Annotated in this window: 13 protein-coding genes; 8 read left to right on the top strand and 5 right to left on the bottom strand. The window is 59.6% G+C overall.

What is annotated here, in order from left to right; genetic code table 11:
• Positions 1-367: 367 nt before the first annotated feature.
• A complete protein-coding gene (gene tauA, locus E4O97_RS11105; RefSeq protein WP_216090452.1) occupies positions 368-1354 on the top strand; it encodes a taurine ABC transporter substrate-binding protein in 987 nt (328 codons plus the stop codon).
• Between the two features lie 113 nt (positions 1355-1467).
• On the opposite strand, the gene argA is transcribed toward tauA, so the two are convergent.
• Entirely contained in the window at positions 1468-2766 is a 1299-nt protein-coding gene (argA, locus tag E4O97_RS11100; protein WP_005792368.1) for an amino-acid N-acetyltransferase, read from the bottom strand.
• Between the two features lie 133 nt (positions 2767-2899).
• Positions 2900-4048, bottom strand: coding sequence for an acetylornithine deacetylase (argE, locus tag E4O97_RS11095; protein WP_005792369.1), 1149 nt, complete (start codon positions 4046-4048; stop codon positions 2900-2902).
• A 158-nt stretch (positions 4049-4206) separates the two neighbouring features.
• Here argE and E4O97_RS11090 point away from each other — a divergent pair, with 158 nt between their 5' ends.
• A complete protein-coding gene (locus E4O97_RS11090; RefSeq protein WP_005792371.1) occupies positions 4207-5574 on the top strand; it encodes a CYTH domain-containing protein in 1368 nt (455 codons plus the stop codon).
• A gap of 70 nt (positions 5575-5644) precedes the next feature.
• Here E4O97_RS11090 and E4O97_RS11085 read toward each other — a convergent pair whose 3' ends face one another.
• Entirely contained in the window at positions 5645-6115 is a 471-nt protein-coding gene (locus E4O97_RS11085) for an Lrp/AsnC family transcriptional regulator (RefSeq protein WP_005792372.1), read from the bottom strand.
• Between the two features lie 127 nt (positions 6116-6242).
• Between E4O97_RS11085 and E4O97_RS11080 the strand changes: the two genes are divergently transcribed.
• The 6 genes from E4O97_RS11080 to E4O97_RS11055 all read left to right on the top strand — a co-directional run bounded on the left by E4O97_RS11080 (position 6243) and on the right by E4O97_RS11055 (position 11502).
• Positions 6243-6581 carry a hypothetical protein gene (locus tag E4O97_RS11080; protein WP_032878844.1) on the top strand — a complete coding sequence of 113 codons (339 nt, stop codon included), beginning with the start codon at positions 6243-6245 and terminating at the stop codon, positions 6579-6581.
• Positions 6582-6663: 82 nt separating this feature from the next.
• Entirely contained in the window at positions 6664-8358 is a 1695-nt protein-coding gene (locus E4O97_RS11075) for a GspE/PulE family protein (protein WP_078822593.1), read from the top strand.
• A 76-nt stretch (positions 8359-8434) separates the two neighbouring features.
• Positions 8435-9355 (top strand): SPFH domain-containing protein, encoded by a 921-nt coding sequence (locus tag E4O97_RS11070; RefSeq protein WP_003195285.1) that lies wholly within the window; start codon positions 8435-8437, stop codon positions 9353-9355.
• A gap of 10 nt (positions 9356-9365) precedes the next feature.
• Positions 9366-9812, top strand: coding sequence for an NfeD family protein (locus E4O97_RS11065; RefSeq protein ID WP_005792377.1), 447 nt, complete (start codon positions 9366-9368; stop codon positions 9810-9812).
• A 68-nt stretch (positions 9813-9880) separates the two neighbouring features.
• On the top strand, positions 9881-10195 hold the full coding sequence (locus E4O97_RS11060; protein WP_003176799.1) for a DUF2388 domain-containing protein: 315 nt from the start codon (positions 9881-9883) through the stop codon (positions 10193-10195).
• Between the two features lie 164 nt (positions 10196-10359).
• A complete protein-coding gene (locus E4O97_RS11055) occupies positions 10360-11502 on the top strand; it encodes a DegT/DnrJ/EryC1/StrS aminotransferase family protein (RefSeq protein ID WP_032878841.1) in 1143 nt (380 codons plus the stop codon).
• 143 nt (positions 11503-11645) lie between these two features.
• On the opposite strand, the gene gcvH is transcribed toward E4O97_RS11055, so the two are convergent.
• Both gcvH and gcvT read right to left on the bottom strand, forming a co-directional pair.
• On the bottom strand, positions 11646-12029 hold the full coding sequence (gene gcvH / locus E4O97_RS11050) for a glycine cleavage system protein GcvH (RefSeq protein WP_032878840.1): 384 nt from the start codon (positions 12027-12029) through the stop codon (positions 11646-11648).
• A gap of 53 nt (positions 12030-12082) precedes the next feature.
• Positions 12083-13165, bottom strand: coding sequence for a glycine cleavage system aminomethyltransferase GcvT (gene gcvT / locus E4O97_RS11045; RefSeq protein WP_248161364.1), 1083 nt, complete (start codon positions 13163-13165; stop codon positions 12083-12085).
• Between the last annotated feature and the right edge of the window lie 146 nt (positions 13166-13311).

The raw sequence follows: 13311 nt of genomic DNA, 5'->3' as shown, positions 1-13311 counted from the left end.
CCGCTCCTCTCGTTTCTAATTTTTGTATTTCTTTGGCCCCGGGTCTGACGCCCTGGATCCACAGATGCGCGATTAGCGCCAGATAGTGACTAGCAAGTCAATCGTAACCTTGTGTGTCTACTACCTTCGTCTAATCGCAGTTGATTTGGTCCCTGCAGGGTAATGAGTTTTTCATACACCCAAAAAGAATTGTTTCATTCTTTTTCATACGATTCGGGAATAAGCGGATGCGTGAAGCGGGTGGGTCGAGTGACACGAACCGCTCCATAAGCTAATTCCTAAAGGGTATTTACCAGTGCTTTTTTAGATCGATTAGTGTGACCGTATGGTTGCATACGTCACTCACGATCAAAAAGGCGACGCCATCATGGCCAAACGCACATCCTCCCGTCAATTTGTTACAGTTTTTGTATCGGTATTACTTTCTTTTGGTGTCAGCGCGGCCGATTTGACGGTCGGCTACCAGACCGGCATCGATCCCAGCAAAGTCCCCCAGGCTGACGGCCTCTACGAAAAAACCATTGGTGAGAAAATCGCCTGGCACCGGTTCAACAGTGGCCCGGAGGTGGTCACGGCCATTGCCTCGGGTGATGTACAAATCGGCAACCTCGGTTCCAGCCCCCTCGCCGCAGCCGCTTCGCGCAATCTACCCATCGTCGCGTTTATCGTATCGGCACAGATCAACGCTTCTGAAGCCCTGGTAGTGCGTAATGGCAGTGGCATCGACAAACCCGAAGACCTGATCGGCAAAACCATCGCCACACCCTTCGTCTCAACCTCCCATTACAGCCTGCTCGGCGCCCTGAAGCATTGGGGGCTGGACACTAAGCAAGTCAAAGTGGTGAACCTGCAACCGGCCGAAATCGCCGCCGCCTGGAAGCGCGGCGATATCGACGGCGCATTCGTGTGGTCACCGGCCCTTGGCGAAATCCGCAAGACCGGCAAAACCCTGACCGATGCGGCGCAGGTGGGCCAATGGGGCGCACCGACGTTTGAAGTGTGGGTAGCACGCAAGGATTTCGCCGAAAAACATCCTGAGGTAGTGGCCAGGTTTGCCAAGGTCACCCTCGATTCATTCGCCGACTATGCCGCGCATAAAGACAGTTGGACGGTGGATTCGGAACCGGTGCAGAAGATCGCCAAATTGACAGGCTCCAATGCCGACGATATTCCAGAGTTGCTGGCGGGCACGACGTTTCCCGATGCGCAGGCACAACAGACCGAAGCGCTGCTCAAGGGCGGCACGGCGAAGGCGATTGGGGAGACGGCGAAGTTCTTGAAAGAGCAAGGCAAGGTGGAGACGGTGTTGCCGGACTATTCGGCCTATGTGACCGACAAATTCATCACACAATAAATACAGTCTTCGGTGGGAGCTGGCTTGCCTGCGATGCCAGCAACTCGGTCGTTCAGATAAACCGAGGCGCTGCTATCGCAGGCAAGCCAGCTCCCACACAGAGCCGTACTCTTTTACAGGGCCTTTTCAAAGATCTTGGAGTTGCGCTGATAGTTGTACAGCGACGCACGCGCCGACGGCAGGCGGTCCACGCTGCTCGGCACAAAACCGCGCTCACGGAACCAGTGGGCCGTGCGCGTGGTGAGCACGAACAAGGTCTTCAACCCCTGCGCACGTGCACGGGTCTGGATGCGTTCGAGCAACACATCGCCGCGCGCGCCGTGGCGGTACTCCGGGTTAACCGCCAGGCACGCGAGCTCGCCCGCATCCGAATCCGCAATCTGATACAGCGCTGCGCACGCGATGATCATGCCTTCGCGCTCGACCACGCTGAACTGTTCGATTTCCCGCTCCAGCACTTCCCGCGAACGACGCACCAGAATGCCCTGCTCTTCCAGCGGGCTGATCAGGTCCAGCAAACCGCCGACGTCTTCGATCGCCGCTTCGCGCACCAGTTCGAATTGCTCCTGGGCCACCAGCGTACCGCCGCCGTCACGGGTAAACAGCTCGGTGAGCAAGGCACCGTCTTCGGCGTAGCTGACGATATGGCTGCGCCCTACTCCACCCCGACAGGCTTCGGCAGCGGCGTCGAGCAGCTCGGCTTGATAGTTGCTGCCCAGGCGTTGCAGGTGCGCAGGCACTTGCTGCGGGCGCAATTCACGTACCAGACGGCCGTTCTCATCGATCAGGCCGGGATCGGCGCCGAACAGCAGCAATTTGTCGGCACCCAGGTCGATGGCGGCACGGGTGGCGACATCTTCGCAGGCCAGGTTGAAGATTTCACCGGTAGGCGAGTAGCCCAACGGCGACAACAGCACGATAGAGCGCTCGTCCAGCAGGCGGTTGATGCCTTTGCGGTCGACCCGGCGTACTTCGCCGGTGTGGTGATAGTCAACGCCCTCCAGCACGCCAATCGGGCGCGCCGTCACCAGGTTGCCGCTGGCCACGCGCAGGCGCGAGCCCTGCATGGGCGACGAGGCCATGTCCATGGACAGGCGCGCTTCGATGGCGATACGCAGATGGCCGACCGCGTCGATCACGCACTCCAGCGTCGCCGCATCGGTGATGCGCAAGCCTTCGTGGTAAGCCGGGGTCAGGCCGCGTGCTTCAAGGCGGGTTTCAATCTGCGGACGCGAACCGTGCACCAGCACCAGCCGCACGCCCAGGCTGTGGAGCAGCACCAGGTCGTGGACGATATTGCCGAAGTTGGGATGTTCCACACCGTCGCCAGGCAGCATGACCACAAAGGTGCAGTCGCGGTGGGCATTGATATAGGGCGAAGCGTGACGAAGCCAATTAACGTATTCGGGCATAACACCTGGGCCTGTAATAAAAAGCAGCCGAAAAAGGATGAGTCGCAAAAACGCACAGCGGGCTGATGGTTATCGTCGGAACAGGCTTGGCGACACGCTCGCTCTCCTTATGTACGAATGGGCAAAGGTTAATTTATGCAGGTTTCAGGCAGTAATGTTCGATCAATTCCCGCAATAGACGCACTGTAGGCGTCAAGCGTGACATTTCGAGGTACTCGCCCGGCTGGTGGGCGCAGGCGATGTCGCCGGGGCCAAGCACCAGGGTTTCACAACCAAGGCGCTGAAGATAAGGCGCTTCGGTGCCGAACGCTACTGCTTCGGCACGATGACCGGTCAAACGTTCCGCCACCCGCACCAACTCGGTGTCTTCGGGCTGCTCGAAAGGCGGCACTTCGGGGAATAGCGGCGCGTAGTCGATCTTGACCTTATGACGCTCGGCCAAGGGTTCGAGCTTCTGCCGGATCGCCGCACGCAGCACTTCAGGGTCCATGCCCGGCAAGGGTCGCAGGTCGAACTCCAGGGAGCACTGGCCGCAGATGCGATTAGGGTTGTCGCCGCCGTGGATACAGCCGAAATTCATGGTCGGCTGCGGCACGCTGAATTGCGCGTTGCGGTATTCGCGCTGCCAGGCCAGGCGCAGGCCGCGCAGTTCGCCGATGGCATCGTGCATGGCTTCGAGGGCGCTGTGGCCCAGGCTTGGGTCCGACGAGTGGCCGCTGCGGCCGAGGATGTCGATGCGCTCCATCATCACGCCTTTGTGCAGGCGGATCGGCTTGAGCCCAGTTGGCTCGCCAATCACCGCCGCCCGTCCCAGCGGCCTTCCCGCCTCGGCCAGGGCACGCGCGCCGGACATGGAGCTTTCCTCGTCACAGGTGGCGAGGATCAGCAGCGGCTGCTTGAACGGCTGGTCGAGCAACGGCAACACCGCTTCAATGGCCAGGGCAAAAAATCCTTTCATGTCGCAACTGCCCAGCCCCACCCAACGACCATCGACTTCCGTCAGCTTGAGCGGATCGGTCTTCCACAGTGCCGCATCATAAGGAACCGTATCGCTATGGCCCGCCAACACCAAGCCACCGGGGCCGCTGCCGAAACTGGCGAGCAGGTTGAACTTGCCAGGGCTGACTTGCTGGATGTCGATAGCGAAACCCAGGTCGCCCAGCCACGCGGCGAGCAGATCGATCACCGGGCGGTTGGTCTGGTCGAGAGACGCTTGGGTGCAACTCACCGACGGCGCGGCGATCAAGGCGGCGAACTGCTCTTTCATGGACGGTAACGGCATGCGCGGTCTCCCAACTTCCCGGATGAACCTCACTATAGAGGCATCTGCCCAACACAATAAACCGTCGCGGCACGTTGCCGGGCTCAGTCCTGTACACTGCACGACCTTGGCAGCCACACTTTTCCCCGGCTGCGCTCCCGATCCTGGATTTTCCGGCCATGCAGAAAGAAACCGAAATCAAGCTCCGCGTCAGCCGCGAAACACTCGCCGCGCTACGTGAGCACCCGCTACTGAAAAAACGCAACAAAAGTGGCTGGGAACGCCGTGAGTTGATGAATCAGTACTTCGACACCCCCGAGCGCGACCTGGCGCAGGCCAAGGTCGCCCTGCGCCTGCGCAAGGACGGTGACGACATCATTCAGACCCTCAAGACCCGTGGCCAAAGCGTTGCCGGCTTGTCGGAGCGCAACGAGTACAACTGGGACCTGCCCAAAGCCAAGCTCGATGTGAAGAAACTCGACGGCGAGTGCTGGCCCGAGCAACTGGCCGAGTTGGACAAAAAGACCCTCAAGCCGATCTTCACCACCGACTTCGTGCGTGAACGCGCCGAAATCGCCTGGGGCCGTGGCAAGGCCAAGGTGGTGATCGAAGCCGCCCTGGACCTGGGCCATGTGGTGGTTGGCAAGCAGAAGGAAGAAATCTGCGAGCTGGAACTGGAATTGCGCGAAGGCGAACCCGCCGCCCTGCTGGAGCTGGCCGCCGAACTGGCTGCGACCCTGGCGCTGATGCCCTGTGACATCAGCAAAGCCGAGCGCGGCTACCGCCTGTATGACGCGAGCAGCTACTCATTGAGCCTGCCGGCACCGCAGATCCACGCCGAAATGCCTTTGGATGATGCTTTCGCCGCAATCATGTGGCACCTGTTGGGCAGCAGCCAGCGCCTGGCCGAGCAATACCGTTTCAACGGCCACTGGCGCTTGCTGCAGGACTGGGTCGAGAACCTGGGTGAGTTGCGCGCGCTGATCGGCAGCCTCGGCCAGGCCGCGCCGCGCCAATCCACCAGCGAACTGCGCAGCGCCCTGGATGCACTGCTGGAAGACTGGCGCCCGCTGGTCCAGGCCGGTGACGACGATGAAGACATTCGCAAAGCCGCACCGGAGCAGTTCATCGAAGAATTGCAAGATGTACGCTGGGGCCTGTTCTCACTGAATACCTCGCGCTGGCTGCTGGCCCGTACCTGGACCGCCGAGCGCAACGTGCGCGGCAACCGCCAGGGTGCTGCGCAAATCACCAACTGGCTGCCACGCCTGCTGGCCGACGACGCCGTCGCCCTGCAACTGCCGCGCTACCAGCAACAGCCCGAAGACCTCGCCGAGCAACTGCCGCGCATCGAACGCATCCAGGCCTGGCTGCACCATGCGCGCCATGTGGTAGACATTGCTGAACTGGACCGTTTGTACGGCGAGCTGAACAAGCTGGCGCAGTTGGCTAACCAGCCGATCACCGATGAATCGCTGGATGCGCGTATGCACCAGGCGATTGCGGTGTATCAGAACCGGGCCTGGAAGACCCTCCTGCGCCTGTAAAATCGCATCGGGAGCAAGCCCCCTCCCACATTGTGTGGGAGGGGGCTTGCTCCCGATGAGGCCCGCCCTGTCAGCGCAATACTGGCAGGCTGGTAGTGGACTTGATCTCCGACAACGCCACGATGGAGTTGACCTCCTGGATCCCCGGCACCATCGATAACTTCTCGAAGAAAAACCGCTCATACGCCTCGATGTCCGAAGTGACGATGCGCAGCAGAAAATCCACCGACCCCATCAGCACATAACACTCCAACACCTCCGCAAATCCGCGAATCGCTTCGGTGAACTCAGTGAAGTTGGAGCGGCCGTGAGCGTTGAGTTTGATCTCGGCGAAAATCTGCGTGTTGAGCCCGATTTTCTTGCGGTCCAAGAGGGTGACCTGGCCCCGGATCACGCCCTCTTCCTTGAGCCGCTGAATGCGTCGCCAGCACGGAGACTGCGACAGGCCGACCTGCTCGGCGATCTGTGCGCTGGAGAGCGAGGCGTCCTCTTGCAGCAGGGCCAGAATGCGGCGATCGTAGACGTCCAACTCGCTGTGCATAGAAATACCTATGAAAGTGTATTTTTTGAATTGATTGATTCGATAATGCGCCAATAGGGCTCATCTTAGATAAGAAATCTCCCTAGGCGAATGTGAAAATTCCTCCAGTCGATTTTGGAGAGTCAGTATGCACGCCGTCGAAACCGCCCACCCTGTCACCCGCGTCGATGCGTGGGCCGTCAACAGCGCCCACTGTCAGGCGCACTATCGGATCGTCGCCGAGGCTGAGCCCGACGTGCTGTGCCGGGTGCTGAACTACTTTGCGCTGCAGTTCCTGACGCCAGCCCACGTCAATATGAGCCGGGACGCCGACCTGCTGAATATCGATATCGTGATCGACGGCCTTAGCTGGCACCGTGCCCAAGTCATCGGTGAAAAGATTCGAAACCTGATCAGTGTCTGCGACCTGGAGTTGTGGCCGGCTGATGCCGAGCGGCCTCAGGCACTGGCGGCGACGGCGCGGTAAAAACCTGCAATACACCTGGGAACGAGGATTTCCAGCGGCTGACTAGTCTGGGATTACACCCCAAACCGCCCAGGAAACCTGCATGACCGCTGCCTCCCTCGACCACCCCTTGGAACTGCAACAATTATTGCCGGCATTGATCGAGCAAGGGCTGATTACCGCACAGGCGGCCCATAGCATTCAGGCAGCATCTTGCACTCAACATCCCCTGGAATGCATCGCAGCCCAAGGCCCTTGTCTTGAGACCCTGACCCAATGGCTGGCACAACATGCAGGTCAGCCTTACCTGCGCATCGACCCGTTGAAGATCGACGTGGCGAGCGTGGTGCCGTTGATGTCCCATGCCTTCGCCCAGCGCCACGGCATTCTTGCGGTCGCCGTGGATGCCCAAAGCGTCACGATCGCCAGCGCCCAGCCGTACATCAGCGCCTGGGAAGCCGGGCTCGCTCAAGTGCTCAAACGCACCATCAAGCGCGTGGTGGCCAACCCCCGCGATATCCAGCGCTGCCTCCACGAGTTTTACCGCTTGGCCAAGTCAGTCAGCGGCGCCGATCAGAAAATGGCGATACCCGGCAACGTCGAACTGCTCAGCCTCGGCGCCAGCGACAAGGAGCCCGATGCCAATGACGCGCATATCGTCAATATCGTCGACTGGCTGTTGCAATACGCCTTTGCCCAACGGGCCAGCGATATTCATATCGAACCCTGTCGCGATCAGGGCCGGGTGCGTTTTCGCATCGACGGGCTGTTGCATGACGTCTATCAATTTCCGCCTCAGGTCACCACCGCAGTGGTCAGCCGCTTGAAAAGTCTTGGGCGAATGAATGTGGCCGAGAAACGCAAACCCCAGGATGGTCGCGTCAAGACCAGGAACCCGGCAGGCGCCGAAGTGGAATTGCGCCTTTCGACCCTGCCGACGGCGTTTGGCGAAAAGCTGGTGATGCGGATTTTTGACCCTCAGGTGCTGCTCAAGGACTTCGACCAGCTGGGCTTGTCGAGCGCCGATCAGCAGCGCTGGCACGCCATGACTCGGCAAGCCAATGGCATCATCCTGGTCACAGGCCCGACCGGCTCGGGCAAGACCAGCACCCTCTACACCACCCTCAAGCAACTGGCGACCCGAGAGGTCAACCTGTGCACGGTAGAAGACCCGATTGAAATGGTCGAGCCGGCGTTCAATCAAATGCAGGTCCAACACAATATCGACCTCACCTTTGCCAGCGGCGTCCGCGCCCTGCTGCGCCAGGACCCGGACATCATCATGATCGGTGAAATCCGTGACCGGGAAACCGCCGAGATGGCCATACAGGCCGCACTGACCGGGCACCTGGTGTTCTCGACCCTGCATACCAACGATGCGCCCAGCGCCATCAGCCGACTGCAGGAGCTTGGCATTGCTCATTATTTGATCAAGGCCACACTCATAGGCGTCATGGCGCAGCGTCTGGTGAGGGTTTTGTGCACCCACTGCAAGCGTGTGACGGGTGTGGAGAACATAGGCTGCTACGAGGCCGTCGGTTGTATGGAATGCCGTGACAGCGGTTATCGAGGCCGAGCCGGGCTGTATGAAATCATGCCGTTGGACCCAGCGCTCAAGGCGCTGGTGACTCCCGGTACGGACATACAGGCGCTACGCCGTGAGGCGCTCGCGCAGGGCATGAACAGCTTGCGCATGGCCGGCATCGATAAAGTGAACGCCGGCGTGACCACGATGACGGAAATATTACGGGTCACGCCTGGGGATTCAGAAACAAATCCTTTATTTGTTGGGCCGTGAAACCGTCCTTATCGGTGACCAGACCGCTACAATCGGCCCAACGTCGTTCACTGACATCTTCAGATAAGGAATCGCTATGCAGATCGGAACCGTACTGCTTCTTTTTGTGGGCTTGGCCATCGCCATCCTGTTCATGGGTTTCAAAGTGGTGCCCCAGGGCTACCAATGGACGGTCGAACGTTTCGGCCGCTACACCAACACCCTCAAGCCCGGCCTGAACATCATCATCCCGGTCATGGACCGCATCGGTCGCAAGATCAACGTGATGGAAAGCGTGCTGGATATTCCGCCCCAGGAAGTCATCACTGCCGACAACGCCACCGTGCAGATCGATGCCGTGTGCTTCTTCCAGGTGGTCAACACCGCCCAGGCGGCCTACGAGGTCAACAACCTCGAACACGCAATCCGCAACCTGCTGCAAACCAATATCCGTACCGTCCTGGGCTCCATGGAACTTGATGCCATGCTCAGCCAGCGTGATGGCATCAACGAGAAGCTGCTGCGCACCGTGGACGAAGCCACTGCGCCGTGGGGCATCAAGATCACCCGTATCGAGATCAAAGACATCAGCCCACCCGCCGACCTGATGGCCGCCATGTCCGGCCAGATGAAAGCCGAGCGAATCAAGCGTGCACAGATCCTCGAAGCCGAGGGCCTGCGTGCGTCGGCGATCCTGACGGCCGAAGGCAAGAAGCAGGCGCAGATCCTTGAAGCCGAAGGTAGCCGCCAGGCCGCGTTCCTGGAGTCCGAAGCACGTGAGCGTCAGGCCGAAGCCGAAGCTCGAGCGACACAAGTGGTGTCCGAAGCCATCGCATCGGGCAATGTGCAGGCGGTCAACTACTTCGTCGCGCAAAAATACATCGATGCCTTGGGCAAGCTGGCGTCGGCCAACAACAGCAAGGTCATCCTGATGCCGCTGGAAGCCAGCCAGGTGATTGGCGCCGTGGGCGGTATCGGCGAAATCGTCAAGGCAACTTTTGGCAACCAGAAAGGCTGAGGCCAACACCATGTGGGACTTTTTGCTGCATTTGTCGTTCTGGGACTGGTTGGCGCTGGGCACCGTGCTGTTGATTCTTGAGGTGTTCGGCGCCGGCGGGTACCTGCTGTGGATGGGTATCGCCGCGGCCGCAGTGGGGGTGATCAAGTTCCTGGTCCCGCCACTCGGGCTGGAGTGGCAACTGCTGCTGTTCGCCATGCTGTCGATCCTGACGGCCGTGTATTGGTGGAAGCGCCAACGCAGCAGCGCCAAGGTCAGCGATCAACCGGGATTGAACGAGCGCGGCTCCGAATTGATCGGGCGCACCTTCATGGTGCATCAGGCGATTGTGGATGGCCGGGGCAAGATTAAAGTCGGCGATGGCGTGTGGATGGTCACCGGTGCCGATGCCCCAGCAGGCGCTCAAGTACGCGTGGTTGGCCAGGATGGGGTGATTTTAGAGGTTGAAACTGTTTAGTCAGTGATGGAACTGGATCGACTTAACTACAATCAAAACGTACAGATAACCCACCGGAGTCACCCATCATGCGTCTTAAATATGCTGTCGCAACCCTCGCTGTGCTTTCCCTACCTGTCGGCTCAGCCATGGCCGATAGCTTTTGGCGTAATGTCATCTCGTCGGGCGCCACCACTGGCTCGACTTACCTGACATTCAAGGACCACAAGCTGGTAGTCGCCGCCCAGGACGACGCGGGCAGCTTCGTCGCCAGCGACGGCGGCATCCGCGGCCCGTACCTGGAAGCGGCCATGCAGAAGGTCCGCGCCGACAACCCTGGCCTTCAGGCCACGGACATGGAACTGGCTAACGCCATCCTGGCGAAGAATGCTGTAACCGAGTAACAGCCGCACCGATAAAAAATGCCGCTTTTTCAAGCGGCATTTTTTTGCCTGCCCTATGACGAATCGTTCATAAGCGACAGGCTATATTCAGTCTTGCCGTGCAACCATGCGTTACTGACACGTTTAACATTCATCGCCTATCTTGAACGGATGCCTTCTTCGTCATGAGCCAACAGCCTTTCCTGCCGTTTTCCAAACCGACCATTGATGAAGCCACCATTTCGGCAGTCGGCGATGTCCTGCGTTCCGGCTGGATCACCAGCGGGCCAAAAGTGCAGGCGTTCGAGGCGCAGCTGTCGGAATACTTTGGCGGGAGGCCGGTGCGCACCTTCAACTCGGGCACCTGCACCATGGAGATCGCCTTGCGCATCGCCGGTATCGGGCCTGGGGATGAAGTCATCACGACACCGATTTCCTGGGTGGCCACCGCCAACGTCATCCTCGAAGTCGGCGCTACTCCAGTGTTCGCCGATATCGACCCGATTACCCGCAACATTGACCTGGCCCAGGTTGAGGCGGCAATCACCCCACGTACCAAAGCGATCATCCCGGTCTACCTGGCGGGCTTGCCCCTGGACATGCCGATGCTTTACGCGCTGGCCAACAAGTACAACCTGCGTATCGTCGAAGACGCCGCGCAAGCCTTGGGCTCCAGCTGGGACGGGGAACGCATCGGTGCAACCGGCGACTTCGTGTCGTTCAGCTTTCAGGCGAACAAGAACATCACCTCATCCGAGGGTGGCTGCCTGGTGTTGAACAACGCCGAGGAGGCTCGCCTGGCAGAGAAGTATCGCCTGCAGGGCGTGACCCGCACCGGTTTCGATGGCCTGGATGTGGATGTCCTGGGCGGCAAGTTCAATATGACCGACATCGCCGCCGCCATTGGCCTGGGGCAGTTTGCGCATATCGAGAAGATCACGGCCCACCGCCAGCACCTGGCACGCCACTACTTCCAGTGCTTTGGCAGTGACTTCGAAGAGAAATATGGCGCGCAACTGCCGCCGGCGGATTTCGAGAACAGCAACTGGCACCTGTTCCAACTGGTGTTGCCGGAGCGCCAGGACGGCTTGCCTGCTCGCGCAACGTTCATGGAGCAGATGCAGGCCCACGGCGTTGGCATTGGCTATCACTACCCGCCGATCCACTTGCTGAGCCTGTATCGGGCACAGGGTTTCAAGGAAGGCATGTTCCCGGTGGCGGAGCGTGTTGGGCGTTTGATCGTGTCGTTGCCGATGTTCACGGCAATGACAGAGGCGGATGTGGAGCGGGCTGTAGCGGCGGTTAAAGCGGTACTGAAGAAAGACTGAACACAACCAGCAGGCACACCCCAATCAACTGTGGGAGCTGGCTTGCCGCGATGCAGGCACCTCGGTGTATCGGTGATACACGGGTGATCCAATCGCAGGCAAGCCAGCTCCCACATTGATGTGTGCTGTTGCAGCTATTGCGTTTAGTCGCCGATGGCGGCTTTGTAGCCGGCGGCATCCAGCAGTTTGTCCAGTTCAGCCTTGTCGCTTGGCTTGAGCTTGAAGATCCAGGCGCCATAAGGGTCAGAGTTCAGCAGCTCAGGGCTGCCACTCAGCTCTTCGTTGACAGCAATCACTTCGCCGGCAATCGGCGAGTAGATATCCGAAGCTGCTTTGACCGACTCCACCACACCCGCCTGATCTTGAGCGGCAAACACCTTGCCCACTTCAGTCAGCTCAACAAACACCACATCACCCAAAGCTTCCTGTGCATGGTCGGAGATGCCGACAGTCACGGTGCCATCAGCTTCCAGACGGGCCCATTCGTGACTTTCGGCAAAACGCAGGTCGGCAGGGATATTGCTCATAGTCTGTGTCCTCAAGAAGAAATGTCAGCGGCCATTGGCCTGCCGGAAAATAGTTAGATCAAGGTTTTACCATGGCGCACGAAGGTCGGCTTGACCACTCGAACCGGGTACCACTTGCCGCGGATTTCCACTTCGGCCCGGTCGGCAGTCGCCGCCGGTACGCGCGCCAGAGCAATGGATTTGCTTAGCGTAGGCGAGAAACTACCACTGGTGATCTCTCCTTCGCCAACATTGGCGATACGAACCACCTGGTGAGCGCGTAAAACTCCACGCTCTTCCAGCACCAGCCCGACCAATTTGAACTGCACACCGGCCGCCTTTTCCGCTTCCAGCGCGGCACGACCGATAAAATTGCGCCCGGCAGGTTCCCAGGCAATGCTCCAGGCCATATTGGCCGCCAGGGGCGATACCTGCTGATGGATATCCTGGCCGTACAGGTTCATGCCGGCCTCCAGGCGCAAGGTATCGCGGGCGCCGAGGCCGATAGGTGAAATGCCCGCCCCCACCAGATCGTTGAAAAAACCCGGTGCCTGGTCGGCGGGCAGGACAATTTCCAGGCCGTCTTCGCCGGTGTAGCCGGTACGGGCGATAAACCAGTCGCCGTCGGCATGGCCTTCGAACGGCTTGAGCTGGTGGATCAGGATGCCACGGGACTGAGTCACCAGTTCGGCGATCTTATGCCGGGCATGAGGCCCTTGGATGGCAAGCATGGCCAATTCGGACCGCTCATGCATCTGCACCTGGTAAGCGCCCAGTTGCGCCTGCATCCAGGCCATATCCTGATCGCGGGTGGCGGCATTGACCACCAGCCGGTACCCGGTTTCGGTTCGGTAGACGATCATATCGTCCACCACTCCGCCTTGCTCGTTGAGCATGGCGCTGTACAGCGCACGGCCGCAGCCGTGCAATCGATCGACGTCATTGGCCAGCAGGTGCTGAAGCCATTCCTTGGCCTGAGGGCCGGTGACATCGATTACGGTCATATGAGATACATCGAACACCCCACAGTCGCGCCGCACCTGATGGTGTTCTTCAACCTGCGAGCCGTAATGCAAAGGCATATCCCAACCGCCAAAATCGACCATTTTCGCGCCGAGGGCGAGATGCAGGTCATACAAAGGCGTACGCTGTCCCATGGGTTTCTCCTTCCGGGCTTGGCGAAGGTGCGCAGAGCTGCCACTTGTGCCGAACACCTTGATTTACAAGGCCCGCAGCCACATACAGCAGGTCGATCCGAAAGACGGAGCGCACCGAATGCCGCGCATTGTAGCCTCATGCCGTA

The sequence above is a fragment of the Pseudomonas sp. W15Feb34 genome, from assembly GCF_023127765.1.
In the GTDB taxonomy this organism is placed as follows: Bacteria; Pseudomonadota; Gammaproteobacteria; order Pseudomonadales; family Pseudomonadaceae; genus Aquipseudomonas; species Aquipseudomonas synxantha_A.
The sequence above is the reverse complement of the archived record's forward strand: the minus strand, read 5'-3'. Positions and strand labels throughout refer to the sequence as shown.